Genomic DNA, 26,618 nt, shown 5'->3' with positions numbered 1-26,618 from the left:
TCACCCCGTGCCGGAGTGTGCTCCGGTCATCAGGGCGGCGAGGTCGTCCGGTTCGAGGAACGACGGGGGCGGCGGTGGCCCCCAGGCGTACAGACCTTGCAGGCCGTGGAGCACTTCCGGTGACCAGAGTTCGTCCTCGGGGACGGTGTCCATGTCGGAGTAGTACTCGGAGAAGTTCCCCGCCGGGTCCTTGAGGTACCAGAAGAAGTTCGTGCCGGCATAGTGCCGTCCGAGTCCCCAGATGTGGCGTTCGGGGTTGTTCTCGAGCATCGTGTGGGCGCCGCGGCCGACCTCGTCGATGTCGTCGACCTGCCAGCTGGTGTGGTGCATGAAGTTCACCGGTGCGGCCATGACGAGGACGTTGTGGTGCTCGACGGAGCAGCGCAGGAATGCGGCCTTGTCGCCCATGTAATCGCTGACCTTGAAGCCGAGACCGTCGGTGAAGAATTTCATCGTGGTCTTGAGGTCGGTGGACCCGATCACCGCGTGGCCGAGTTTGCGGGGGCGCACCGGCTCGGTGCGGGTGAGAAACGGGGCCCGCCCCCAGCGGTCGATGCGCCCAGGCCCGTTGTACGGCGTCGGCAACACCGCGGGCTCGATGACGATGCGGGGCCGGACCGCCACCCTGACGATCGTGCCGGTGATCGGTTCGACGGTGCGGACGGACGTGCCGTCCTCGTCGAGTGCCACACCGAGTCGGTGCACACGCCGGGTGATCGCGGCGATGTCGTCCGGGTCGTCGGCGGCGACGGTCAATTCGACCAGCCGCCGGGTCGGGGCGTGCACGATGTGGAGTTGTTCGCCGCCGTTGCGGGTGGCGAGCACCCCGTTCCCGCGGTGCTCGAGGCCGAAATCGATGTAGTAGGCGATGGTGTCGTGAACGTTGGGGACGCCGACGGTGACCTTGCCCAGTCCGTGCAGTGCCATGATCGGTGTCCTCTACTTCGCGTCGGGGTCGGCGACGAAACGCTGATGAAGTGTGCCGATGCCGTCGATCCAGCTGTCGAGTTTCTCGCCGGCCTGCAGGAACCGTTGCGGGTCGCGGCCGACGCCGACGCCGGCGGGGGTGCCGGTGAAGATGACATCGCCCGGATAGAGGGTCACCGTGCGGGAGAGGGTGGCGATCAGCTTCGAGACCGGGAAGATCAGGTCGCGGGTGCGGCCCTTCTGCACTTGTTCACCGTCGATGGTGCAGCCGAGTTCGAGGTCGTCGGGGTCGGTGAACTCGTCCGGGGTGACCAGCCACGGACCTTGCGGGGAGAAACCGGCGAACGATTTTCCGAGCCCGAATTGCGGTGCGGGACCACGGGTCTGGGTTATCCGTTCGGAGATGTCCTGTCCGGCGGTGAGGCCTGCGACGTGGGACCAGGCGTCGGCCTCGTCGATGTTGGTGGTGTCGCGGCCGATGACGGCGACGAGTTCGATCTCCCAGTCGACGTTGCCGCCGGCGGGAATCACGACGTCGGTGTCGGGGCCGGTGAAGCTGGAGGAGTACTTGGTGAACACCGGCGGCAAATGGGTGGGGGATTCGAAACCGGATTCGGCGGCGTGCGCGTGGTAGTTCAGCCCGACCGCGAACACCTGCCGGGGAGCCGGTGACGGTGCACCCAGCAGGGACCGGTCGATCGGGAAGCTGTCGTCGGCCAGGGCCGAGAGGTCCTGGTCGGTGGCCCACGCGGTGACATCGTCCCAAGCCTGATAGACGGCGGGCAGGTCGGGGCCGAACCGGCCACGGGAGGCGTGAGCGAGGTCGACGCCCCGCTCGGCCCCCTCGGCTCCGATGACGAGGGCGGCACGGTCGTCGATGTTGGCGATACGCATGAAAGTGTTTCTCCTGGAGCGGTGTCTGTTATGTGTGGTCAGAGATCTGCGCTGACGGAGGCGGGTGTCGGCCTCGTATCGGAAGGGGCGGGGGTGACCCGCCGCGGGGACGGCAGGGCCAGGAAGGCGACGGCGCACAGCACCGTCAGCGCGGCGACGGCGTAGAGGACTGCGGTGTAGCTTCCTGTTCGGTCCACCACGGCACCGACCCACAGGGGCGCGATACCGCCGCCGAGGACGAACGCCATATAGGGGCCTGCATAGGCCTTTCCGAAGGCGGCGAGTCCGAAGTACCGCGACGTGAAGTAGCCCACCATGTCCAGCTCGGCGCCGAGCATGCACCCCAGCGTAAAGGCCAGGACGGGGGCGAATCCGACTCCGCCGACTGCGAACAGCACGACGCCGGTGGCGCACAGCAGGCAGAGCGAGGCCGCGACCGCGGTAGGCCGGAGGATGTCGATGAGCAGTCCGATCACCAGTCGGCTCAGGATGACCGCGAGTCCCATGATCGATGCGATCGATGCCGCACCGCCGACGCTCATCCCGTACTGCCGAAGCATGGGGACCAGGTAGGGGACGAGGCCGGTGAAGGCGACCGACATCAGGCCGAATGTGAGAATCAGCCGCCAGTAGAGCGGGTTCCGACGGATGGTGGCGAAGTCGTCACCGTCGTCGGCCGACCGTCCGGCCGTGCCCTGCGTACTTACGCTTCGGGGTGCGACCTTCAGGAGGAAGACGGTGGGAAGGGTCCCGGCGAGCGCAATGCAGGCCAACGTGAGGTAGCCGAGCCGCCATCCTTCGAGTTCGATGACGCGTCCGATGGCGACCGGAATGATGGCGCCGGAGAGTCCCATTCCCATCATCGTGATGCCGAGCGCGAGGCCCCTGGCGCGGTCGAACCAGCTGCTCACCGCCCGAGTGAAGGCAATCGGTCCGGAACTTGCACCGAAGAATCCGATCAACGCCATCGCTGTCATGTAGGCCGGCACCGAGTGCACGACCGTTCCCAGTGCGGCGAATCCGGTTGCCAGGCACAGTGCTCCGGCAATCGTCGGGGCCTTGACTCCGAACTTGTCGACGGCGTAGCCGACGACGGGAGCGGCGAGTGCCATCCCGAAGGCCAGCAAGGTGATGGACAGCCCGTACATTGCGGCGCTGAGGCCGATCTCCCTACCGAGATCGCCGGTGAATAGACCCGCCGAGTAGATGGCGAGCCCGGATACCCCGGTGCCGACACCCACGGCGGCCGCTGACAGAGTCGGCCACCCGCGCCGGAATTCGTCCCCGCGTGACATGGTCAATGCCTTGCTCCTTTGTTGCGGTGGTGATGACCATCACTGTTCCTGTTCTCGGGTTATCCGGGAAGCGGCAACACCTGATGGAGGGAATTCGTGCGGTGAATACACCCTGTTCGGACGGGGGTCACGCGCACACGAGTGCTAGCGGCCGGCGCGTCTTCCCAGGATCCGTCGTTGCGATGCCTCCGCCGCGCTCACGAGAGCGGACGGATCACACCCGAGCACGACTCCGCCGCGCTTGACGAATCGCCCGCCGATGAGCACCGACTCGACATTGCCCTCATGAGCGGCGAGGACCACGGACGCCGCCGGATCGAGTACGGGCACCAGGTTCAGGTCGGTTGCACGCACCAGGATGATGTCGGCCTGCTTGCCGGGAGTGAGCGAGCCGATGCGATCGCCCTGCCCGACCGCTCTCGCCCCCTCGATGGTGGCGAATGCCAGCACATCGTGCAGGAACAGCTGCACCCGATCGGCCGTGACGGAGCTGTGCCCACCGCCCATCCACGAACGGTGGTAGCCGAAGAGCATTCGCATCTGCGTGAACATGTCTCCGCTGCATTTGGTTTCGGTATCCCCGCTGAGGCTCGGTCGTACACCGGCAGCGAGCATGCGGTCGAGGGGGATGTCGCCGATGCCTTGTGAGTTGAGCTCGCAGTGCACGCCGATCGACACGGTGGCACCGGCGTCGGCGATCATCGCGAGTTCGGCGTCGGAGGAGCGGCAGCAGTGCACGAACGTCAGGTCGTCGGCGAGAAGGCCCGCGTTGTCGTACTGCGCTACGGCGTGGACCGGTTCGTTGTGCGCGTACGCACCGGCATGCACCGATGTGCGGATGCCCAGGTCGCGCGCGAGGGCGAGGTCGGCCTGCCATACCCCGGGCGCCGCCATCTCGGGGCCTCTGGCCGCCATCGCCAACGTCACGAGTCCGCCGGGGTCGGCGAAGTGCTCCTTCTGCAGCCGTTCGATGTCGGCCGGGTGGGTGAGCGTGCTGTTCTCGGTCCACCGGCCGTCGCCCTGCAGGGGCCATCCGTGGCCGAAGACGGCACGGATACCCGACTCGCGCAGACCGGCGACGGCAGCGTCGGAATGCTCGGGCGAGTTCTGGATGTGGGACCAGTCGAAGAGGGTGGTCGTGCCTGCACTCAGCGCCGAGACCGCGCCGAGGAGGTTACCGACCCTGACGTCCTCGGGCTCGTACGCCGCCCCGATTCCCCTGAGCATTTCGTCGAAGTACTGGAGGGGATCGAGTTCGGCGTACCCGTGCCGCATGACGCTCTGCCAGGTGTGGCGGTGAGTGTCGACGAAGCCGGGAAGCGCGATCATGCCGTCGACGTCGACGACCTCGACGCCCGGTTCGACGTCGATCCTCCCGTCGATTCCGGCGATCAGATCGTCGCTGATCAGGATGTCGGCTCGGTCGACGTTTCCGATGGCCGGATCGACGCTGACGACCGTTGCTCCCCGGAGGAGTGTGCGGCGTGGGCGGGCATGACTCGGGTCCATGAGTGTCCTGTTCGGAGAGAGGCAGATTGACTGTCCTCAGTCTCATTTTCCCGCGGTTATTTGGGAACGCCGGGTTGCCTATAGTTTGTATCCATGAGCTCGATACAGCGGATCTCCGGCCATCGCGCCAAGCTGGACCTCAACCTCATCGTGTCTTTGGACGCGCTCCTGCGCGAGCGGAGTGTGAGCCGCGCTGCGATCGAGGTCGGCCTGAGCCAGCCGGCAATGAGTGCGGCGCTCGCACGGCTTCGGAGGTACTTCGGGGATCCGCTACTGGCGCGGGTCGGCAACTCGTATCAACTCACGCCGCTCGCCCGCAGCCTGGTCGAGCGCACGACGGTGGCGATCTCCGCAGTCGATCGAGTGCTCGACGCCGAGCCGGGCATCGAGATCGAACGGTCCAGCCGCGAGTTCACCCTGATCATGTCCGACTACATGCTCGCCGCCGTCGGCGACACCATCACCCGCGATCTGCTGGCGCAGGCTCCGCACCTGCGCATCAACTTCGTCCAGTTGCGACCGGAGATCGTCGACCGCGCATCGGACAGTCTCCGTACCGCCGATGCCCTGGTCGTACCCCGTGGCTTCGTCAGCGACCTGCCCTCGGTCGACCTCTTCTCCGACCGGTGGGTCTGCGTGGTGGCCGAGGACAACGAGCACGTCGGGGACGCAATACGGCTGGACCAGCTCACCGAATACCCGTGGGCTGTGTTTCAGACGCATCCCCACGCCGCGACGACACCGCTGCATCAGGTCAGGGCTCAGGGAGTCGAACCGTACGTGCAGGTTGTCGGCGAGAACTACCTGGCTCTGCCATATTTCGTCGCCCACACCGATCGTATCGCCCTTCTGCCGGAGCGATTGGCGGCCCGAATGAGCGGCGGAATGGGAATTCGGTCGGTCGACTTCCCGTTGAATCTCGCCCCACTGAACCATGCGCTGTGGTGGCACCCGATGTACAACGCGGATCCCGAACATCGCTGGCTCAGAACGCAACTCGTGAAGTCACTCGAGTGAGTGCCGGGCCCTCCCGGCAGGTCATTCGACGGCGAGGCACCGCTTGATCGCTAGCTGTGCGTCCTCGCGTGCGGGCGCGTCGGCGCTGGCCCAGGCAATGTATCCGTCCGGCCTGACCAGCAGGCTCTTGACGTCGCCCAGCCCGGTGGGTGCCAGCACGATGTGTCCGGTGTGTGCGCGAACCGGCGCGCCCTGCAGATCAAGGTCCGCGTAGGTGCCCGCCCCGGTGGCGTCGACGAGGACGAGAGCGGAATCGCGCAGCATGTCACCCATCCTCATCGGACCGGTCGCGGTGACGAGATCCAGTTCGGGACAGCGGTATCCGACCATCGGGTGTTGGTGCGACTCAGCAGCGTAGGGGAACGACAATCCGTTGAGTTCGAGTCCGATTCGGCGATTGACCTCCGGAATGGGCAACAGGTCGCGTTCGAACATCCGCTTGAACGCCACGCCCTCCGGTGTGAAGTCGAACTGGACCGAACACTGCGCCGCGACACTGCGCAACAGTGCTTCCCCCACCGGGCGGCGTTCGGCCTCGTAGGTTTCCAAGAGCGCCGGTCCTGCGTGTTCATTGATGACCGCGGCAAGCTTCCACCCGAGGTTGAACGCATCCTGGATGCAGAAGTTCATCCCGACGCCGCTGGCGGGATAGTGGATGCGCGCCGATTCGCCGACGAGGAACACTCGACCCTGCTGGAATTTCGTTGCGATTCTGAGCGAATCGGTGAAGCGGGACGCCCACACCAGATCGTCGAACGGCAGGTCCTTCTCCAGAACATCGGTGAGGCATCGGCGAACCTCGTCGGCCGTGACCGGCTCCGACGCAGGAGCGTGCCTGCGCTCGGCGTGCACGATGTTGAACCGGGTGATGGACTCGTTCTCACCGAACGGAAACGAGGTGACCCAGCCCTTGTCGTTGTCGATCATCCGCCGCGCTTCGGGCCAGGGCCGATCCATCCTCAGGTCTGCCACGATTCCGGTGAATGTCGGCCCGTGGCCCTCGAAACCGAGACCGAGCTGCGACCGCACGATACTCCGCCCGCCGTCCGCGCCGACCAGATAATCGGCTGACAGCCTCACGGGTCCGCCCTCGGCCGCCGCGGTCACGGTCACGGCGGTCGACTGCTGGACGACGGATTCGACAGTCACCCCGTGCCTGACCACGACACCGAGACGGAGCGCTTCCTCGAGCAATAGTTCCTCGGTGTGGTTCTGGGGCAGAACCAGCCGAAACCCGAACCTCGATTCGAGGTGACGCCATTCCACGGGTTGCATTCCCGCCCAGATATGCACGGGAATCAGCGGATTGGACCGAATGGTCGCGGCCCGGTCGATGAACTTCTGCGCCAGGCCCCGAGAATCGAGAAGCTCGAGAACCCTCGGCAGAACGGTTCCGGCCCGCGACTGCACCGGCTGCGTTCGACGTTCGAGGACGACGACTTCGACTCCGGCCCGGGCCAGTTCGGTCGCGACCGTCAGACCCGACGGTCCGCCGCCGACGACTATTACTCGAGCGGTCATTTCGAATCAATCTCCTTGTTGTACGGCATTGTGGGGAAGCGGGGGTGTGTGGCAGGGCCGGCCCAGGTGTTCGTGCAGGAACGCGGCGACGTCGGCGATCGTGGCGTCCGTGTCGAACGCGGAGTCCTCGTGGTTGGCGCCCTCGAGAAGGCGCAGACGCACCGTCTCCCCGCGGTGTCGAAGTTCCTGTGCCATCCGCAGGCTCTGCTCCATCGACGTGACCGAGTCACGTGTTCCGTGGAGCAGGAAGACCGGCACGTGGATATCGTGCGCCTTCGCGAACGGGCTGATGGCGGCGAGTTCGCGATCGCTCACCGCCGACTCGTCGCCACCCAGTAATCGGGCTCTCAGGTAGCGAGATGACGGCGGTGCGGGGACCCCTGACGGCCAGTCCTGCTCGAGGATCTCCCGAGGTATCGGCGAACCGGTGTCCGGGCGGTCGAGGTCGCCGCGGGAGGTGAGGTCGTAACATCCGAAGTAGCCGACAGCGGCCTGCACGGGTGGACCCGGCACATCGTGCGGTGCCCGCCGAATCGCCGGAGCGGCGGTGGCCAGAAGCGCGAGGTGGGCACCTGCCGATGCGCCCCAGAGCGCGACACGATTCGCGTCGACACCGAAGGCTTGTCCGGGACCTTTCAGCCACTCGATCGCGGTCACGATGTCGAGGATCTGGGCGGGGAAGGGAGCCACAGTGGAGGGGCGGTAGTCGATGCTCGCGACAGCAAATCCGTGCCGCGCGAGCCGCTCCGCCCGTGCGGCATGACTCTTGCGAGATCCGATCATCCAACCACCGCCGTGCAGGTAGAGGACGACGGCGGGGGCGGCAACGCCGATCGGCAGAGACAGATCGAGCCGGAGGACGTGCCCGTCGGGACGCCCGAACTCGATGTCGGGACAGGATTGGATCTCGTATCGGGCGGACTGCCCGACCGGGGTTGTCACGTTGCCGTCACCTCTTCGTCTGGTCGCGGGATCCACTCATCGGGGTGGCCCGTGGCTCAAGGGTGGCGGATCAGGCAGTATTCGGGAATCGGCAGTTCTGTATGGGGGAAATCCATCGGACGAATAGCGTCAGTTCGGGGTGTGATTCGGGGGCGGCGGAGAACTACGGGGCCCCCGGCGCGGGGATACTCTGTCTCATCATCGCCCCTCCCAGGCCTACTCTTCTTGAAAGATGGTAATTCCATGGCAGATTCACGGATCAAAACCCTGAGACCGGCCGAGTTGGACGTCGAGCAGAAGGCGTTGTACGACAGCATCGTGACGGGTCCGCGCGCACAGGGGCCCCAGCTGTTCGCGCTTCAGGATGACGAGGGCAGGCTCAACGGCCCCTTCGGGTTGATGTTGCACGTGCCCGGACTCGGTTCTGCGCTGCAGGAACTCGGGAGTGCGGTGCGATATCGGACGGCGATGACCGCCCGGATCAGAGAAATCGCGATACTCACGGTCGCTGCCGCAACGGAGAGCGAATTCGAACGCTATGCCCACGAACGGGTCGGACACGCCGTCGGGTTGAGCGCCGAAGAGACGACGGCACTTCGGAGCGGCGAGTTCCGTTCCGAAGACACCACCGAACAGGCTGCGTACGAAGTGTGCCGTCGTCTGCTCGCGGGCGCCGGCACCCTCGGAGACGAGGACTTTCGTCGATTCGAAGCCGGCCTCGGTCACTCGGCATTGCTCGAACTCGTGGTCCTGGTCGGCTATTACCGGACCCTGTCTCAGATGATGAATGTGTTCGGCGTCGGCGCACCGGCGGTCTCGAAGACGAGTAGAACACCGCAGCATCTGTTTCAGCGCTGGCGGGGACGGCGCAGCCGGAGCCGGCTGTAGGTGACGACCGCGAGCACGCAACTGATGAGCACCAGCATGGCGATGTTGAGCAGCCACCACGATGCGGTGTGCTGCCAGAGCGTGTCGGGTTCGGTGCCCGTGGCGTTCGTGCGCAGGTCCACCGTCGAGGCGGCGGCCGCGAACCCCCAGCGGGACGGGAAGAGCCACGACACCTGTTCGAGCACGGCGCGTCCGGTGATCGTGATCAATCCTCCGCACATCACCAACTGCACCATGATCGTGACCACCAGCATCGGCATCACCTGCTCGTTCGAGCGTGCCACCGACGACAACGCCAATCCGACGAGGACGCAGGAGCAGGTGGTGACGGCGATGTCCACGATCAATTCGACGGAACCGGAGGGGATCACGCTGCCCCGGCCCGGAAAGCCCTTGCCCACGAACACGATCATCACCATGATCACCGACTGCACGATCGCGGCGGCGCAGAAGACGACGATCTTCGCCGTCAGGTAGGCGGACGGCAGAAGCCCGGCGGCGCGTTCGCGGTGATAGATCATGCGCTCACCGACCAGATCGCGGATGGTCAGTGAGCAACCCATGAAGGCGGCGCCGAGGATCAGCACGACCAGGATCTGGGTGAGTTCACCGGATTCGTCGAGGCCCGACGGACCGAATCCGGTGTCGCCGGGCACGAGCACGGCCAGGCCGCCGAGAACGAACGGGAGAAGGGACAGGAAGATCAGGTACCCCTGGTCGGCGCGGATCAGCCGCGCCTGCCGGCGGACGACGGTACTCAGCTGCTTGCGCCGCGACGTGTGCGCGGGACTGCCGAGAGGTCCGGGCGGGCTCGGTGGTGGCACCTCTACGGCGGGGCGGGTGGCGCGGTACTCGGCGAACACCCCGTCGGGGTCGGCCGCGACGCGGGCGAAGATGTCGGCCCAATCGGTGCTGCCCAGCGCGGCCCCGACCTTGTCCGGCGGTCCCACGTAGGCGGTCTTGCCGCCCGGTGCGAGGAGCAGGACCTGATCGCACATCTCGAGGTACGACAGCGAATGCGTGACGATGACGACGACGCGGCCCGAATCGGCGAGGCGGCGCAACGTCGCCATGATTTGCCGGTCGAGCGCAGGGTCGAGGCCCGACGTCGGTTCGTCGAGGATGAGCAGGGACGGGCCGGTGAGCAACTCCATCGCGACGGACGCGCGTTTGCGCTGTCCGCCGGACAGCCGATCGACCCTTGTGTCGGCGTGTTCGGACAGCTGCAGCTCGTCGAGCACGGTCTCTATCACCTCCTCGCGGTCGGTCCGGCTGGTGTCCGGCGGCAGCCTCAGCTCCGCGGCGTAGCCGAGCGCCTGCCGGATCGTCAACTGCCGGTGCACGACGTCGTCCTGGGGGACCATTCCGATGCGGGAGCGCAGCACCTGGTATTCGGCGTGCACGCTGCGGCCCTCGAACTCGACCACACCTTCCGTGGGGCGTTCCGAACCGGAGATGATGGTGGCCACCGTGGTCTTTCCCGCGCCGGAGGGGCCGATCACCGCGGTGAGACTGCCGGGCTGGGCAGTGAACGTGACGTCCTCGAGCAGCCGACGCCCGCCTTCGATGGTGAGTCCGACGCCGTCCACCCGCAGCCCGCCTGCGGTCGGAGCCACCACCTGCCGTGGAACGAGCCTGCCTTCCTGCACGCTGAAATCGGTGTTGCCGATCGTGACGACGTCGCCGTCGGTCAGCTGCGCGCGCGACACCCGGATGCCTCCGACGAACGTTCCGTTGACGCTCCCCAGGTCGTCGATCTCGAGGCCGGACGGCACGTTGTGGACGATGGCGTGATGGCGTGAGGCCAGCACGTCCCGGACGACGATGTCGTTGTCGGGCGACCGTCCCACCGTGAGGGATCCTTTCGGGACCGCCTCGTGCGGGGTCGGGGGCGGAGCGCTCGGGGCGCCTACGCCGATCGTCGATTCGTCCCATCGAGCGCCCACGTCCTGTCGCGTGGCATCCGGGTCCTCGACCGAGATCCGCACGACCGGCCCCTCGGCCGCGTCACCCAGGCGGACGACGACGGGGTTCGTGACGGAGATCTTTTCTCGACGCGCACCGTCGACGTAGATTCCGTTCTTGCTGCCGGAGTCGACCAGCTGCCATCCCTCGTCCCAGGTGAGCCGCGCATGCTCGCGCGACACCACCGGATCGACGATCGTGATCTCCAGCTGCGGATCCCGGCCGATGCGGACGGCCTTGCCCGCGCCGTAGCTCGTCCGGCCGTGTTCGGTCTCGACCACGACCCGCGGGTGCGCTGTGTTCGCCCGGTCGTCCATCGCCACGGCCTCCGGTCAGCGTCATCGGGCGTAGAGCGTCGACTCCATCCATGGTCGCATGCACGGCCCGGGATTCGTCGGCATAACGGTCACTCTCGGTATTCCCGCGGCCAGGAAGTGAGGAACACTGAGCCGGGTGAGTACGTCCTTGGCGAATCCCGGTGTCGGACTGGCTGTGCTGTGCACCGTGATGGTCGTGTGCGCGGCGGTGGTCTACCGCGTCACTAACCTCGGCAGCCCACTCGTCGTGCCGGCCGCGGCGATTCGCGGCGCTGCCCAGCTCGCCGCGGTGTCTCTCATCCTGGCCGCGGCTCTCGCGCATCTGTGGTCCTCGATCCTCGTGTTGGCCGTGATGTTCGCGGCGGCGGTGGGAACGTCCGCTCGGCGCGCGAGAGCCGGGCGGTCGGCCGCGTGGCTGGCGCTGTCCCTCGCTGCGGGTGTGGGTATCGTCGTGCCGTTGATGCTGGTCAGCCGGGTGGTTCCGCTCGAAGGTGTCGCAATCGTTCCCGTCGGCGGAATCGTGCTCGGCGGTGCGATGACGGCCACCTCCCTCGCCGCGCGACGCGCGCTCGATGCGGTCGAACAACGGTGGGGTGAGGTGGAGGCGGGGCTCAGTCTCGGACTCGGCGTCCGCGATGCCCGCATGGAAGTGATCCGGTCCGCGGCCTCGGACGCGTTGCTCCCGGGACTCGATCAGACCCGAACCGTCGGGCTGGTCACCTTGCCGGGGGCGTTCGTCGGGGTGCTTCTCGCGAGCGGTTCCGCCGTCCAGGCCGGGGCGGTCCAGATCCTCGTCCTCGTAGGGCTGCTGCTCGCGCAGACGTGTGCGGTGGCCGTGACGATCGAACTGGTGGCCCGGGAAGCCGTTCACCGGCCGAGACTCCACACCGCGTGAACGTGAAGGATCCGGGTCTGGCCCGAACGCCGGTCAACTACATCGTCGGTCCCGCATACTGGTCGGTGGTCGGTCCCTGCTGACGAGGCGGTGTCTTGTGGTGCATCCCGAGGTATTGGTGGTCGGAGCTGGTCCGGTCGGTCTGACGGCGGCGATCGAACTGCGCAGGCGAGGTGTCGCCTGCCGCATCATCGATCCCCTGCTCGAACCACCGCAGTACGCGAAGGCGGTGGGGATCCAACCGCGCAGCCTCGAGGTGTTCGAGAGCATGGGCCTGTTGCGGCACATCCTGGACGCGGCGATCCAGATGCGCGGGCAGATCGTGTACGTCAACGGCGACGAGGTCGCCCGTCTGGAGTTGGCGTTACCGGCCGACGTCCCGTTCGAATTCATCGGTCTGCCCCAGTACGAGACCGAACGCATCCTCACCGAATACCTGGCCACGTTCGGAACCACGATCGAACGAGGTACGAAACTGACGGCGTTCGAGCAGGACGACGACGGCGTCGTCGCCACGGTCACCGGCGCGGACGGCGACGATACCGTCCGAACCCAGTATCTTCTCGGCTGCGACGGCGCCCACAGCGTCGTCCGCAAGGGCCTCGGCCTCACCTTCGAAGGCGGTGCGTTCGTCGAGCAGTACATGCTCGGCGACGTCGAGGTCGACTGGTCCATGCCACGTGGCTACGGAATCCGGTCGATGCATCAGACGGACGGCGAGACCGACGATCTGCTCGTGTGCATTCCGCTACCCGGGCGCCGCCGCTACCGGATGTCGATGCTGGTGCCCAGCGACCTCGCGGGCACCGGAACCCCGGTGGCCGACAAGATCGCGCACGGATTCGAAGCGGGACCCAAACCGGAGCTGAGTCACATCCAGGCCGTGCTCGACCGCCTGTCGCCCGAACCGACGCGGGCGTCGAACCTCCGCTGGTCCTCCGTCTTCCGGATCAGCCACCGCATCGTCGACTCGTACGGGCGCGGACGGGTGTTCGTCGCGGGCGACGCCGCCCACATTCATCCGCCGACCGGCGCGCAGGGCATGAACACCGGCATCCAGGACGCCCACAACCTGGCGTGGAAGGTCGCGCTGGCCGTGTCCGGTGCCGCGGCCTCCGATCTGCTGGACAGTTACGACGCCGAACGGCGGCCCGTCGGCGAGGAGGTGGTGGGACGCACCGTGCGCAGCGCGCGGGAGGGAATCGGGGCGGGGTCGTCGGATCCCGACTACGTGATCCGACGCGAGGCTCAACTCCTCATCAGCTACGCGGACAGTCCGATCGTCGCCCAACCGGAGTCGAATGCGGCGCTCACCCCCGGCAGCCGGGCACCGGACGCCCGTGGGCTGACCCGTGCCGCGGTCGCGTTTCCCCTCCGGCTGTTCACTCTCCTCGCAGGACGGAACCACACGTTGCTGCTGTACGCCGACGAATCGGTCGACGCGCGCGGGCTGGAACTGCTCGAGGCCGCGGCGACGTCCGTGGAGGCGGCGACCCAGGGACTCGTCGACACGTACCTCGTCGCGTCGCCGTCCGCCGATGTCGGGGAAACGGTGCTTCCCCTCGTCCGGGACCGCGACGGCGAGTTCGCGCACGCGTACGGCGCGGAGGGTTCCGCCGCGTTCGTCGTCCGTCCGGACGGCTATCTGGGATTCCGGCAGAGTCCGGTCGCGGTAGACGGTCTCACGGAGTACCTGAAGTCGACTTTCCGCTGAGCTCGGCGGCGGGCGGGAGCCCACGCCGGATGTCGCCCGGCGCCGGCTTGCCGAGCGGCGATCCGGCCCGGGTGGCCGAATCCAGCAGCCACGGCACGCTCGTGACCATCACCCCGGACGTGAACAGCAACCTCCCCTTGAGACGCAACGCACTCTGGTTGTGCAGCAGGTGTTCCCACCAGTGGCCCACCACGTACTCGGGGATGAAGATGGTGACCACGCCGTCCGGGATCCGCTTCCGGACGGATTTCACGTACCCCACGATGGGGGTGGTGACTTCACGGTAGGGCGATTCGAGGACTTTCAGCGGCACCGGAACCTCGTACTTCTCCCAGTCCCGCTGCAGTTCTCCGGTGTTGGCGCTGAGCACAGTGACCGCCTCGAGCGTCGTCGGATGGGTGGCGCGGGCGTAGGCCAGGGCCCGCGCGGTGGGTTTGTTGAGAACCGACACCAGCACGATGGTGTGCACCTGGGAGGGCAGGGTGAAGCTGTCCTCGTCGACGACCAGAAGCGCCGCGATCCGGTCGTAGTGCCGCCGCACCCCGCGCATCAGGAAGAACAGGATCGGCATGGCGATGACTACGAGATAGGCACCCTGGGTGAACTTCGTGATCGTGACGATGATCAGAACGGTGCCGGTGAGGACGGCGCCGGTGCCGTTGAGGGCCCGCCGGCCGTGGATGCGACGACGTTCGCGGGCGTCGGATTCGGTTGCCAGCACACTGTTCCAGTGCCGGACCATGCCCGCCTGGCTGAGAGTGAAGGACGTGAACACGCCGAGGATGTATAGCTGGATGAGGTGGGTGACGGACGCGTCGAACAGGACGATCAATCCACCCGCCGTCACGGCGAGAAGCACGATGCCGTTGCTGAACGCCAGCCGGTCGCCGCGTGTGTTCAGCTGGACCGGGAGGTAGCGGTCGCGGCCGAGCACCGACGCGAGCAGCGGGAAACCGTTGTAGGCGGTGTTCGCGGCGAGGACGAGGATCAGCACGGTCGTGGCCTGGACATAGAAGAAGCCGATGTTGGTGGTGCCGCCGAACACGGCCGCCGCGATCTGGGCGATGACGGTGCGCTGCGGATCGGTCTCGCAGTTTCCGGCGAACCCGATCAGATCGCAGGGGTTCACCGCGACGTGCACCTTGGTGACCATGGCCAGCGCCGTGATTCCCGCGAACATCACGATGGCCGTCGCCGCCATCGCCATGAGTGTCTTCGCGGCGTTGGCGCTCTTGGGTTTACGGAACGCAGGCACCCCGTTGGAGATCGCCTCGACACCCGTCAGCGCGGTACATCCGGACGAGAACGCGCGCAGCGCGAAGAACACGAGGGCCAGACCGGTCAGCCCGGACAGTTCCGGTTCGATGGTGTACCCGGCACTTTCGGCGACGGGTGTCGAGCCGGCCGCGACGCGGACGAATCCCGTCACGATCAGGATCATCACCCCGGCGATGAACCCGTACGTCGGGAAGGCGAACGCCGTCCCGGATTCGCGGATCCCGCGCAGGTTCATCACAGTCAGCAGCACGACGAACGCCACGGCCAGCGCCACCCGGTGCGTGTTCAGCGCGGGCACGGCGGAGATGAGATTGTCGACGCCGGCCGCCACCGACACCGCCACCGTCATGACGTAGTCGATGAGCAGTGCCGATGCCACCGTCAGCCCCGCGGACGGACCGAGGTTCTTGGTGGCCACCTCGTACGAGCCGCCCCCACTGGGATAGGCGTACACCACCTGGCGGTACGACAGGGCGACCACGGCGAGAAGTACGACGACCCCGATCGCCAGATACGGCGTCAGGTAGAAGTACGCGAGACCGCCCAGGGACAGGATCAGCAGGATCTCCTGCGTCGCGTACGCCACGGACGACAGAGGGTCGGAGGCGAAGATCGGCAGCGCCAGTCGCTTGGTCAGCAACTGCTCGCCGAGGTCGTCGCTGCGCAGCGGGCGTCCCAGAGCCAGCCGCCGGACCGCTCGAACGAGAGCCACCACCAGTTCAGCGTAGAACCAGGCGCTTCGCGCCCGTGCGCCTTTCCGGTTGTTCCCGCTACCGAAAAGGCGCACGGGCGCGGAGCGCCTGGCGGAATGGACGCTGCCGGCTGGTTCATGCTGGGTGCACCGTGGGATTGCTCCGGCTCGGCTCGTGGCGAACAGGCAGCGCCGCACGCGTTTCGGGAGGCTGGCCTGTCCGCGATGGTCGGCCGGGATGTCGGCGACGCCGCGACCGTGATCGACCGCACCGACCGGGACGAACGGACGGGCGTGATCGCACTGTACGAGACGGTGCGGGCCGCTCACGCGTTGGTGGACGATCTGGCGGTCGCGATGACGGACCTGCCGGGCCGGCGACCGCTGGTGGTCGGCGGCGACTGCAGCATTCTGCTCGGGATCTTTCCCGCGCTGCGCGGGCATCTGGGTTCGGCGGGACTGTGGTTCGTCGATGGGCATCCGGATTATCTCGACGGACTCTCCTCGGACACGGGCGAGACGGCGGACATGGAGCTTGCGGTGCTCACCGGAGTCGGCGCCGAGGCATTGATCACGCTGGCCGGGACGCCCCCGATGGTGGGGGCGAGCGACACCGTTCTGATCGGTCATCGCACCGAGGGCCTGGACGCGGCGTCCGCCGCCGAACTGAGTGCTCGACTTTCTCGGACGCACCCTGCCGTGAGCGGGAAGATCCGGGTTCCTGTCGTCGTTGGACTGGGTCGGCACCGGCACGAAACCTTCGTGATCGAGCTCACATCCATCCCTCTTGGGAATTGATCGCAGGGTTGGCACGTTAGTTGAGTGAGTAACGCTCAACTTAAACTTATAGGAGGCTGAGGAATGCCAGCATTCTTCGGGCCGGAGGGCCCAGGTCGCATCGACATCAGTCGGCTCATGAGTCGCTCCACCCAGGAGCTCATGGCTGCTGCTGCCCGTTTCGCCGCAGGTCGTGGCGATGCGGAACTCGATGCACTCCACGTTCTGCGCGTCATGACAGAACACGAACCCGTCACTTCTCTGATGCGCCGCGCAGGCGCCGACACGTCGGCCGTCGCCGATGCCGTCGAACTGCGTCTGCCCCAGAGCCGTGACACGTCAGGCTTTGCAGCACCCGCACTGAGCGGCGCGCTGAAGACGGCGCTGCTCGAGGCGCACCAACTCGCGCGCGCCCTCGGGTCCACCTACATCGATCCCGAGCACCTCTTCCTGGCGCTCGCCGCGGATCAGGACCACGCCGCCGGACGCCTGCTCGCGTCCGAGGGAATCACCCCGGAGCGCCTGCAGACCGCCGTGCAGGGTGGATCGGTGGAGGAGGAGTCCTCGAACTCGGGGACCCCCACGCTCGACAAGTACGGCTTCGACCTCACCGAACGCGCACGCGGCGGCGGAGTCGACCCGGTGATCGGGCGCGCCGACGAGATCGAGCAGACCATCGAAATCCTGTCGCGCCGCACCAAGAACAACCCCGTGCTGGTCGGTGAGGCCGGCGTCGGCAAGACGGCGGTCGTCGAGGGCCTGGCCCAGCGCATCGTCGACGGCGACGTACCCGACCGCCTGACGAGTAAGCGCATCGTGCAGCTCGACCTGTCGAGCATGGTGTCGGGCACCCGGTACCGCGGCGACTTCGAGGAGCGCCTTAACAAGGTGATCGACGAGATCTCGGCCCACTCGGACGAGCTGATCGTCTTCATCGACGAGGTCCACTCCATCGCCGGTGCCGGTGGCGGCGCCGACGGCGCGATGGATGCGGGCAACATCCTCAAGCCGAAGCTCGCCCGCGGTGAGCTGCACATCGTCGGTGCGACGACGCTCGACGAGTACCGCAAGCACATCGAGAAGGACCCGGCGCTCGAACGTCGTTTCCAGCCGGTGACGGTGGCGGAGCCGAGTGTCGACGATGCGGTGGCGATCCTGTCCGGTCTGCGTGACCGGTACGAGGAGCATCACGGCGTCCGCTACACGGACGAGGCGATCACGGCGGCCGTCGAGCTGTCGGCCCGCTACATCGGTGACCGCTTCCTGCCGGACAAGGCGATCGACCTGATCGATCAGGCCGGAGCCCGGTTGCGGCTGCGGATGCCGAGCGTCGATGTCGAGGCTCTGCGGGCGAAGTTTGCGGAACTCGAGCAGGCCAAGGAGCAGGCCGTCGCCGACGAGCAGTACGAGAAGGCTTCGCGACTGCGGGACGAGGCGATGGAGGTCCAGGCCCGGATCGAGGGGAAGGCGGTCGGCACGACCGACGTGACGCCCGAGGTGACCGCCGAGCAGATCGCCGATGTCGTGTCGCGGGCCACCGGAATCCCGGCCAGCCAGATGACCGAGGAGGAGAAGGAACGCCTCCGCCGGCTCGAGGACGAACTGCATCGTCGTGTCATCGGCCAGGACGACGCCGTGCGGGCCATCGCCCGGGCGGTGCGCCGCAGCCGCACCGGCATGAACGATCCGGATCGTCCTGTGGGTAGCTTCCTGTTCCTCGGACCGACCGGTGTCGGCAAGACCGAACTGGCGAAGGCGCTGGCCGCCACGCTGTTCGGTGACGAGAACAAGATGCTTCGACTCGACATGAGCGAGTTCGGTGAACGTCACACGGTCAGCCGGCTCGTCGGTGCCCCTCCCGGCTACGTCGGATATGGGGAGGCGGGACAGCTCACCGAGCAGGTCCGCCGGAACCCGTACTCGGTGATCCTGCTCGACGAGATCGAGAAGGCACACCCCGACGTGTTCAACACGCTGCTGCAGGTGCTCGACGACGGTCGGCTCACGGACGGTCAGGGCCGGACGGTGGATTTCAAGAACACCGTTCTGATCATGACCAGCAACCTGGGATCCGACATCATCTCCAGCAAGTCGGGTGCGCTGGGCTTCAGTACCGGTGACGCCGAGGCTTCGGAGAAGCCGCTGCGGGATCGGGTGATGGGCCGGCTGCGCGAGTCGATGCGTCCGGAGTTCCTGAACCGGATCGACGAGATCGTGATCTTCCGCAAGCTCGACACCGAGCAGCTGCACCGGATCACCGACCTGCTGCTGGACGACAGCCGGAAGCGGCTGCAGTCCAAGGGCATCGAGATCTCGTTCAGCGAGGACGCGGTCGACTGGATTGCCGAGCACGGACACCAGCCCGAGTTCGGGGCGCGACCGTTGCGCCGGTCGATCCAACGGGCTGTCGACGACCGGATCGCCGATCTGCTGCTCGACGACGTCCTCGTCGAGGGTGGCAGCATCGCGGTCGGAGTGTCCGACGACGAGTTGGATCTCGTAGTCGGCTGATCCCTGACGTGAGTGGCAGAGTGTGCTTCGGCACGCTCTGCCACTCACGTGTGTGGGTAGCCCCTTGCCCGCCCTCGCCGTCTCGGATCAGCACCCGGTGATGAGCTGTGCGTCGTGCACTGTCACCTGTGCGGTGTGCAGGGCTGCAGTGTGATCCGGGTGTGTGCCCGGAGCGTTGCCCTCCACGCCGGAGAAGAGCCGAATTACCGTCGACTCGCGGTGTGTGCTCGCTTCCGAGACGGTTACCTACTACCCAGCCTGTTCAGTCGAGCAACTCGACTTCCCAATTCTCCTTCTGCACTTGCAGATCGATTTCCCGGATCTGCCGGGCGAGTTCGTCTGCCGTCCGCCGCAGATCCCGGACGGGCAATGCCGCGACGAAGACGAGTTCGGAGCGGAGTTGCCTACCGTATCGATCCTGCTCACGACCGGAGGCGGCATCCGCGGCGGCGGACACCACCCGGTGCCGGATGCGCAGCATGTCCCGGCGGGCCAGTGCGTCCGTGATGCTCGCGTCGCCCAGTGGCGCAGCGGTATTCGTTCGATTGATTCTTCGGACGAGGACCTCCAGGCGGTCCAGGACCTCCTCGAGTTCGACGAGGAGCGCCGCGGCGTCCTCCGCCGGCGACTCGCCCTCCTGATGACGCGCATTGGTGAGGATGCGCGACTTCAGGTGCTCCACCCGACGTGTCAGATCGCCACGTTCGGCCAGTGCCTCAGCCAACTTCACGGTTACCTCCTTTCTCGAAGTCGTTGTAGGGCATCACAAATAGGGGCCTACGAAGTGCCCGTCCGGGGATGGAGGGGTCGCGGCACCGCCGGGATGCCGAGCGAGGCGCGTCGAACGCGCGGGTGAATTCCCCGAACCGTTGTGCCGGAGAGATGTCTCGGTGGGCGCTCATGCGCCTTTCGTCGAGTCGAATTCGAGCATCTTCAATAGGTACCACATCCCCGCCCGTGTGGCGACAGTCAATTCGCCCCAGGTGAGTGCCGAAGTGTGTTCCGCCGTTCGTTGGCACTCACGTGCTGGTGAGGGCGACTATCGTCGAGGGCATGCGAGCGGAAGACGGCGAATTGACCTCCAAGCACCAACCGTTGCTGGTGCTGAGCAAGATCACGGAGATCCTCGATGCGTTCAGCCTGTCGCGGCCGTCGATGACGCTGGGCGAGATCCATCAGGCGACGGGTCTGCCGACGTCGACGGTCCAACGGCTGGTCAGCAACCTGGTGGCGCAGGAATTCCTCGACCGGACCGGCGACCAGATCCGGATCGGCGTGAAGATGGCGTTCTGGGCCGCGACGGCCACCAAGGGACTCGACGTGCTGACTGTCGTGACGCCGGTGCTGAAGGAGATCCGCGACGCCACCGGTGAGACCGCCAGCTTCTTCCGGGTCGAGCAGGGCTACCGCGTGTGTGTGGCCATCGCGGAGACCGAGCACGCGCTGCGCCGGAACATGTACGTCGGGAAGATCGTCCCCCTGCCCGCGGGTTCGGCGGGCCGGGTGTTGCTCGCCTGGAACCCGGACCTCACCGAACAGGTCCTCGCCGGCCCCATCGAGCCGATGACCGAGGGTACCGTCACCGACACCGCGGTGCTGCGCGAACTGATCCACCAGGCCAAGGCCGACGGGTACGCCATCACCGCGGGGGAGCGGGAGGACAGCGCCTCGGGATTGGCTGCGCCTGTGTTCGATTCGTCCGCCGACGTGATCGGTGCCTTGGCGATCAGCGGGCCGACACTGCGCATGCCACGCGAACAGTGCGAGAAATGGGTGGATCTGCTCGTCGGCAGCGCCGAGCAGGTCACCCGGACGCTGGGTGGCCGCTACCCGTCATGAGCTGCGCCGAGATCGCGCGGCCGGCTTCGTGCATGGCCACGGCGTCCGTGGCGACGAGGACGCCGGTGAACCGGGACCGGTAGGCGCCGAGATCGTCGCCGACGGAGCCGACGACGGCGTACACCGGGGTGGTGCCCGCGCGGGCGAGGATCGCGGAGATGATCTTCCCCGCCTTCGTCTGTCCGTCGAGCCTGCCCTCGCCGACGACGATCGCCGACGCGTCCGCGGCCAGGGTGTCGAAGCCGATCACGTCGAGGATGTACTCGGCGCCCGAGCGTAGTTCGGCGCCGTACCGCGCCCACATCCCGCCGGAGAACCCGCCTGCCGCACCGGTCCCGTCGACACTCGACGGGTCGCGGGGCAGAGCCCGCGCCTTCGCCTCGAGTTGCCGCGTGAGGACCGGCACGGCGCCCGCGTCGGCGCCCTTCTGCGGTCCGAACACTCGGGCGGCGTCGACGTACCGGGTGGTGACGTCGGTCAGCACGGTGACGGCGGCGCCCCGGAGTCCGCCGCCCGCCTCGATGGCGGCGATGGCCCCGGTGCCGCCGTCCGTGGTGGCGGACCCGCCGGCCGCGACGACGATGTGCCGGGCACCGCGCCGGGCGGCATCGGCGACGAGCATCCCGGTGCCGTAGGTGGTGGCGGTGATCGGGTCGCGGGGGCCGTCGTGCGGCGTGGTGATCCCGGAGGCTGCGGCGATCTCGATGACCGCGGTCCCGTCGTCGGACAGTCCGTACGTCGGCCGGCACGGGCTGCCCCAGGGGTTGCGGGCGCGGGTGGTGACCGGACGCAGTCCGAGGGGGACGGTGAGAACGTCGAGGGTGCCCTCGCCGCCGTCGGCGACCGGCAGCCTGATCGGGGCACCGCCGGACGACTCGACCCCGCCGGCGACGGCGTCGGCGACCTCGCCTGCGGTGTAGGTGCCCTTGAAACTGTCGGGGGCGATCAGAACCGTCATGAGCTCCACGCTTCCGGGTTGACCGGATGCGGGGGAATCCGGTTCTGCGCCATGGCCACAGCGTTCTCGGCGCACAGCCTCGCCATCTCGGCGCGCACCGACACCGTGGCACTGCCGAGGTGGGGGAGCAGCACCGTGTTCGACAGTTCCGCGAGTCCCGGGGCGAGCGCGGGTTCGTCCTCGTAGACGTCGAGTCCGGCCCCGGCGATCTCCCCGGACTTCAGGGCGGCGACGAGGGCGGTTTCGTCGACGACGGGACCGCGGGCCGTGTTGATCAGGATCGCGGAGGGTTTCATCGCCGTCAGCACGCCCGCATCGACCAGGTGGCGGGTCTGCGCGTTGAGGGGCACGTGCAGCGACAGGTAGTCGCTGGTGGCGACGAGGGAGTTCCAGTCGGTGTGGGTGACGAGTCCGGCAAACTCCCCGAGCTCCTCGTCCGTCACCGGCCGGTCGCCGGGAGGCCGGGGGCAGAACTGCACCTGCATGCCGAAGGCCAGTGCCCGTTTCGCGGTTGCCCGCGCGATCCGCCCGAACCCGGCGAGACCGAGCGTGCGTCCCGAAACATCGTGGCCGAGGAGCAGGTTCGGTTCCCATCCGGTGAACCGCCCGGCGCGAACGAACGTGTCGGCCTCCACGGCGCGGCGGGCAGTGGCCATGATCAGCAGCATCGCGACGTCGGCGGTGGCGTCGGTGAGCACACCGGGTGTGTTGCCGACGAGTATCGAGTTCGCGGTGGCCGCCCCGATGTCGACGTTGTTGAACCCGACCGCGTAGTTGGAGATTCCGCGGATCTTCGCGACGGCCAGGAGGTCGGCGTCGAACGTGTCGCGAAGCTGGGACACCACCACGTCGTAGTCGCCGGACACGCAGACCTCCCGCAGCCGGGCGGCGTCCGGAAGCTCGTCGGGGACATCGACGCTGCCCGCGGCGCGCAGCAGCGTGAGAGCGGGTTCGGGGATCGGAGTGGTGATGTAGAACCGGGCGCCGCTCATCGGCCGCCGCCGATGACCCACTCGAACGCGGTGGCATTGGAGCGTGCGCCCTGCGCGGCCTTGGACCGGTTGGCTTCGCCGAGTTCGGCGAGCGTCTTCTCGGACAGTTCCACGAGCGATCCGAATGTGGTGGGGTTCAGCCAGTCCGGGCGGGTGGCGAACAGCAGATCCTCGCTGGCGGTGTTGCCGCTGGCGCCGGGTGCGAACGGGCAGCCGCCGAGTCCGCCGAGGGCGCCGTCGACGGTCATGGCGCCGGCCGCGACCGCGGCGAGACTGTTCGCGACCCCCAGCCCCCAGGTGTCGTGGCCGTGGAAGACGATGCCCCGCTGCGGGGTTTCGAGCCGTACCCGGGAGACGAGCGAGTACACCTCGGCGGGAACGGCCTGGCCGAGGGTGTCGCAGACGACGACGTCGACGGCGCCGTGGGCGCGCGGATCGTTGGCGATGTCGATCACCCGCTGCTCCGGCACCCGGCCCTCGAACGGGCAGGTGAACGACGTCGCGATGCACAGCTGGATGCTGCCGCCGACCTCCTGCGCGAGTTCGATCGCGGCGGGCATCGCGGCGAGGCTGTCCTCGGTGGAACGTCCGATGTTCGCCTGGTTGTGGGAATCGGAGGCGGAGAAGCAGTACTGGAAATGGCGTGCGCCGGCGGCGGCGGCCTTCTCCACGTGCCGGGGCGTCGCCACCCACACCCAGCAGTGGTCCAGTTCCTCCGCGGTCAGCTCCGAGATCACCTCGACGGTGTTCGCCATCGGCGGGACGAGGTCGGGACGGGCCATCGACCCGATCTCGAGCGCGGGCACGCCGAGTTCGAGGAGCCGCCGGGCGATCTCGAGCTTCCGGGCGGTGGACAGCATCTTGCCCGTCAACTGCAATCCGTCGCGCAGGGTGACGTCGCGGAGCAGGGCGCGTGATTCGAAGGACTGCGTCATGAGAGGCCACCTACTGTGTCGTTGACGATGGAGTCGATCTGTTCCGGGGTCTTGCCGAGCAATGTTCCGAGGACCTCGCGGGTGTGCTCGCCGAGGTCCGGTCCGACACTGCGGATGGGCAGTGACTTGCCGCCGATCACCGGGACGATGCCGGGGAATCCGACCTGCTTCGGCTCGGCCTCACCGGTGTCGACGGTGAATTGCTGAATCATGTTGCGGGCCGCGTACTGCTCGTCGCTGCAGATGTCGGCGGCGGTGTTGATCGGACCCGACGGCACCCCCGCCGCATCGAGGACCTTCAGCGCCTCCTCGCGCGAGTGCTGGATCGTCCACTCACCGATCGCCGCGTCCAGTTCGTCGCGGCGCGCCCACCGTCCGGCGTTGGTGGACAGATCCGGGTCGGCGCCGAGGTCGGGGCGGCCGATGGTGTCCATGTAGCGCTGGAAGATGGCGTCACTGTTGCCGGCGATGATGATGCTGTCGCCGTCGCTGCAGATGTACGCGTTCGACGGGGCTATACCCTCCATCCGGCCGCCGACGCGTTCGCGTTTGATGCCGTACGCGAGGTAGTCGGGAATCAGCGATTCCATCATCGACAGGATCGATTCGTTGAGTGCGACGTCGATGATCCGATGCGGCAGGGACGGACCCTGGGTTCCGGCGACCTTCGCGGCCTCACGCTGGAACAGGGCCATCACCGACCCGAACGCCGCGTAGAGGCCGGCGATCGAGTCACCGATCGATACCCCCACCCGCACCGGTGGCCGGTCCGGGTCGCCGACGAGTTCACGGAATCCGCCCGCGGCCTCCGCGACCGCGGCGAACCCGGGGCGCTGCGACATCGGCCCGGTCTGCCCGAACGCCGAGATGCGGGTGATCACCAGGTCCGGATTGGCCGCGTTCAACGCGTCCGGTCCGATGCCCCACTTCTCCAGGGTGCCGGGCCGGAAGTTCTCCAGCAGGATGTCGCACTTGGCGGCGAGGTCCAGGACGAGCTGCCTGCCTTCCTCGGTGCGCAGGTCCAGCACGATCGACTTCTTGTTGCGGTTGATCGTGCGGTACAGCATCGAGGTGTCGCCGGAGTAGAGCCGCCAGTTGCGCAGTTCGTCGCCGGTCTTCGGGCGCTCCACTTTGATGACCTCGGCCCCGAAGTCGGCAAGCATCCGGCCCGCGGTCGGGGCGGCGATGTAGTTGCCCAGCTCGAGTACCCGAACCCCGTCGAGGGGCCGAATGGTGTTGTCGGAGAACATGGTGATCCTTAACTGATAGTGACGCTCAGAGAACGAGGCTCATGGGCAGGACGAGCAGTATTGCGACGACCGATGCCACCGATACTCCCACCGAACACGTCTTCAGCGTGCCTCGTGTGGTCTGACCCATCAAGGACTGCAGCAGCCAGAACGTGTTGCTGGTGACATGCACCGCGAACAGGGAGCCGGCGCCGGCGGCGAGGGCGATGAGGACGGGGTCGAGGCCGAGGGTCGGTGCGATGGGGGCGAGGACGCCCGCGGCGGTGATGGCGGAGATGGTCACCGAGCCGACGGCGACGTGCAGGACGGCGGCGATCACCCACACCATCAGCAGCGGAGCGGCGTGATTGGCGGTGAAGTACTTGCCGAGGATGTCGCCGAGACCGGCCGCGGCGATGGTCGCGGCGAGGGACCCGCCGACGCCGGTGAGGATGAGGATCTGGCCGCTCTCGCTGAAACCGCTGGCGATCGCCTTCTGGACGCGGTGCTGGCCGATGCTGAGCCGTCCGACGAAGCTGGTGCCGATCAGTCCGATCAGCAGCGCGATGAGCGGCTCGGACACGAACGACACGACGGGATTGCTGATCTCGGCGATGCCCAGGATCGCGCCGGTCGCGATGAGCAGGAGGGAGACGAGCAGCGGAGCGAGGAGCAGGATCAGGGGGCGGTCGTGCGCCGCGCGCTCGGCCGTGACCTCGGTGACGGTCGCGGTGCGTTGCGCCTGGGCGACGCGTCCGCCGGCATCGGGCCGAGGGGTGGTCCCGCCGCTGCCGCCGTCGGTCCACTGGTCCTCTTCGTCGTCGACGACCGTCTGATGGAAGTGCTCCTCGTCCTTCTCCGGGTTCCACCAACCGCGGGTGAACAGGAACGACATGATCGCGACGGAGATCGCCACGGTCGGGATCACCAGGATCAACCCGAAGATCAGCATCTTGCCGAGCGGTACACCGAGAAGTCCGGCGAGGGCGAGGGCGCCGACACCGGGAACCATGAGCACGATGCCGCACTCCAGGCCGATGGCGAGGGCGGTGGCCATGCGTGCGGTCCCGACCCGGCCGACCTTCGGTGCGAGGTTGCGGGCGAGCGGGGCGGAGATGACGAGCAGGACGTCGAGGAAGATGGACTGCAGCAACGTCGCGATCGTCAGCGACATCGCATAGGGCATTCGTTTCGGCCCGAACACCCGCAGAAGTGTTCCGACCAGGCGCTGGATCGCGCCCATTTCTTTCAACATGGCGCCCATCAGGACGCCGAAGGCGATCAGAAGTCCCACTTCGGCCATGATGTCGCCGAAACCGGTGCTGATGACTTCCACCGTTTCGGCTGTGCCGAGTCCCGTCGTGAGTCCGAGGTAGGCGGATCCGACGACCAGTGACACCACTGGGTTGAACTTGAAACGCACGATCATCAGAACGACCGCCGCGACGGCGACCGTGGTGTTGATCAGGATTGCTACGTCTGACATGTGCGCGTCCTTATCGAGGAGGCGGGGTAGTGACTGGT

Annotated in this window: 21 protein-coding genes; 7 read left to right on the top strand and 14 right to left on the bottom strand. The window is 67.2% G+C overall.

Annotated elements, in window-relative coordinates; all coding sequences use genetic code 11:
* From GO592_RS25100 to GO592_RS25085, 4 genes are all read right to left on the bottom strand, one after another.
* Positions 1 to 927, bottom strand: a complete 927-nt coding sequence (locus tag GO592_RS25100; protein ID WP_007301087.1) for a VOC family protein — start codon at positions 925 to 927, stop codon at positions 1 to 3.
* A 12-nt stretch (positions 928 to 939) separates the two neighbouring features.
* Positions 940 to 1,821, bottom strand: a complete 882-nt coding sequence (locus GO592_RS25095) for a fumarylacetoacetate hydrolase family protein (RefSeq protein WP_007301088.1) — start codon at positions 1,819 to 1,821, stop codon at positions 940 to 942.
* Between the two features lie 38 nt (positions 1,822 to 1,859).
* A complete protein-coding gene (locus tag GO592_RS25090; protein WP_007301089.1) occupies positions 1,860 to 3,116 on the bottom strand; it encodes an MFS transporter in 1,257 nt (418 codons plus the stop codon).
* Between the two features lie 144 nt (positions 3,117 to 3,260).
* Positions 3,261 to 4,625 (bottom strand): amidohydrolase family protein, encoded by a 1,365-nt coding sequence (locus tag GO592_RS25085; protein WP_007301090.1) that lies wholly within the window; start codon positions 4,623 to 4,625, stop codon positions 3,261 to 3,263.
* Positions 4,626 to 4,718: 93 nt separating this feature from the next.
* Here GO592_RS25085 and GO592_RS25080 point away from each other — a divergent pair, with 93 nt between their 5' ends.
* Complete coding sequence (locus GO592_RS25080) at positions 4,719 to 5,642, top strand: LysR family transcriptional regulator (protein WP_007301091.1); 924 nt, start codon at positions 4,719 to 4,721, stop codon at positions 5,640 to 5,642.
* Positions 5,643 to 5,663: 21 nt separating this feature from the next.
* Here the strand turns inward: GO592_RS25080 and GO592_RS25075 are convergent, their stop codons facing one another.
* Positions 5,664 to 7,163: an FAD-dependent oxidoreductase gene (locus GO592_RS25075; protein ID WP_007301092.1), complete on the bottom strand. Its 1,500-nt coding sequence runs from the start codon at positions 7,161 to 7,163 to the stop codon at positions 5,664 to 5,666.
* A 6-nt stretch (positions 7,164 to 7,169) separates the two neighbouring features.
* Positions 7,170 to 8,105 (bottom strand): alpha/beta hydrolase, encoded by a 936-nt coding sequence (locus tag GO592_RS25070; RefSeq protein ID WP_007301093.1) that lies wholly within the window; start codon positions 8,103 to 8,105, stop codon positions 7,170 to 7,172.
* Between the two features lie 243 nt (positions 8,106 to 8,348).
* Here GO592_RS25070 and GO592_RS25065 point away from each other — a divergent pair, with 243 nt between their 5' ends.
* Positions 8,349 to 8,993 carry a carboxymuconolactone decarboxylase family protein gene (locus GO592_RS25065; RefSeq protein WP_007301094.1) on the top strand — a complete coding sequence of 215 codons (645 nt, stop codon included), beginning with the start codon at positions 8,349 to 8,351 and terminating at the stop codon, positions 8,991 to 8,993.
* On the opposite strand, the gene GO592_RS25060 is transcribed toward GO592_RS25065, so the two are convergent.
* Positions 8,954 to 11,275 carry an ATP-binding cassette domain-containing protein gene (locus tag GO592_RS25060; RefSeq protein ID WP_007301095.1) on the bottom strand — a complete coding sequence of 774 codons (2,322 nt, stop codon included), beginning with the start codon at positions 11,273 to 11,275 and terminating at the stop codon, positions 8,954 to 8,956. The genes GO592_RS25065 and GO592_RS25060 overlap by 40 nt on opposite strands.
* A gap of 136 nt (positions 11,276 to 11,411) precedes the next feature.
* On the opposite strand from GO592_RS25060, the gene GO592_RS25055 reads away from it, so the two are divergent.
* Both GO592_RS25055 and GO592_RS25050 read left to right on the top strand, forming a co-directional pair.
* On the top strand, positions 11,412 to 12,170 hold the full coding sequence (locus tag GO592_RS25055) for an ABC transporter permease (protein ID WP_007301096.1): 759 nt from the start codon (positions 11,412 to 11,414) through the stop codon (positions 12,168 to 12,170).
* A gap of 97 nt (positions 12,171 to 12,267) precedes the next feature.
* On the top strand, positions 12,268 to 13,884 hold the full coding sequence (locus GO592_RS25050; RefSeq protein WP_007301097.1) for an FAD-dependent monooxygenase: 1,617 nt from the start codon (positions 12,268 to 12,270) through the stop codon (positions 13,882 to 13,884).
* On the opposite strand, the gene GO592_RS25045 is transcribed toward GO592_RS25050, so the two are convergent.
* Positions 13,853 to 15,877: an APC family permease gene (locus GO592_RS25045; protein ID WP_039952932.1), complete on the bottom strand. Its 2,025-nt coding sequence runs from the start codon at positions 15,875 to 15,877 to the stop codon at positions 13,853 to 13,855. The genes GO592_RS25050 and GO592_RS25045 overlap by 32 nt on opposite strands.
* 93 nt (positions 15,878 to 15,970) lie before the next feature.
* Here GO592_RS25045 and GO592_RS25040 point away from each other — a divergent pair, with 93 nt between their 5' ends.
* Both GO592_RS25040 and GO592_RS25035 read left to right on the top strand, forming a co-directional pair.
* Positions 15,971 to 16,651, top strand: coding sequence for an arginase family protein (locus GO592_RS25040; RefSeq protein ID WP_007301099.1), 681 nt, complete (start codon positions 15,971 to 15,973; stop codon positions 16,649 to 16,651).
* A gap of 63 nt (positions 16,652 to 16,714) precedes the next feature.
* Positions 16,715 to 19,141 carry an ATP-dependent Clp protease ATP-binding subunit gene (locus tag GO592_RS25035; RefSeq protein WP_007301100.1) on the top strand — a complete coding sequence of 809 codons (2,427 nt, stop codon included), beginning with the start codon at positions 16,715 to 16,717 and terminating at the stop codon, positions 19,139 to 19,141.
* Positions 19,142 to 19,403: 262 nt separating this feature from the next.
* On the opposite strand, the gene GO592_RS25030 is transcribed toward GO592_RS25035, so the two are convergent.
* A complete protein-coding gene (locus GO592_RS25030) occupies positions 19,404 to 19,871 on the bottom strand; it encodes a DIP1984 family protein (protein ID WP_007301101.1) in 468 nt (155 codons plus the stop codon).
* Between the two features lie 323 nt (positions 19,872 to 20,194).
* Between GO592_RS25030 and GO592_RS25025 the strand changes: the two genes are divergently transcribed.
* Complete coding sequence (locus GO592_RS25025; protein ID WP_005571793.1) at positions 20,195 to 20,980, top strand: IclR family transcriptional regulator; 786 nt, start codon at positions 20,195 to 20,197, stop codon at positions 20,978 to 20,980.
* Here the strand turns inward: GO592_RS25025 and GO592_RS25020 are convergent.
* Genes GO592_RS25020 through GO592_RS25000 form a run of 5 tightly spaced genes read right to left on the bottom strand, consistent with a single transcriptional unit; the run spans position 20,946 to position 26,580 of the window.
* Complete coding sequence (locus tag GO592_RS25020) at positions 20,946 to 21,938, bottom strand: glycerate kinase (RefSeq protein ID WP_007301102.1); 993 nt, start codon at positions 21,936 to 21,938, stop codon at positions 20,946 to 20,948. The two genes, GO592_RS25025 and GO592_RS25020, sit on opposite strands and share 35 nt — an antisense overlap.
* On the bottom strand, positions 21,935 to 22,930 hold the full coding sequence (locus GO592_RS25015) for a 2-hydroxyacid dehydrogenase (protein WP_007301103.1): 996 nt from the start codon (positions 22,928 to 22,930) through the stop codon (positions 21,935 to 21,937). Before GO592_RS25015 ends, GO592_RS25020 begins: the two co-directional genes overlap by 4 nt.
* Positions 22,927 to 23,865: a hydroxymethylglutaryl-CoA lyase gene (locus GO592_RS25010; RefSeq protein WP_005255200.1), complete on the bottom strand. Its 939-nt coding sequence runs from the start codon at positions 23,863 to 23,865 to the stop codon at positions 22,927 to 22,929. The genes GO592_RS25015 and GO592_RS25010 overlap by 4 nt, the downstream gene beginning before the upstream one ends.
* Positions 23,862 to 25,115, bottom strand: coding sequence for a CaiB/BaiF CoA transferase family protein (locus GO592_RS25005; RefSeq protein ID WP_007301104.1), 1,254 nt, complete (start codon positions 25,113 to 25,115; stop codon positions 23,862 to 23,864). Before GO592_RS25005 ends, GO592_RS25010 begins: the two co-directional genes overlap by 4 nt.
* Before the next feature lie 25 nt (positions 25,116 to 25,140).
* On the bottom strand, positions 25,141 to 26,580 hold the full coding sequence (locus GO592_RS25000) for a GntP family permease (RefSeq protein ID WP_007301105.1): 1,440 nt from the start codon (positions 26,578 to 26,580) through the stop codon (positions 25,141 to 25,143).
* Between the last annotated feature and the right edge of the window lie 38 nt (positions 26,581 to 26,618).

This window comes from Rhodococcus sp. 21391 (assembly GCF_016772255.1).
Taxonomy (GTDB): Bacteria; Actinomycetota; Actinomycetes; order Mycobacteriales; family Mycobacteriaceae; genus Rhodococcus_F; species Rhodococcus_F opacus.
This window is presented reverse-complemented; position numbering and strand designations above follow the sequence as displayed.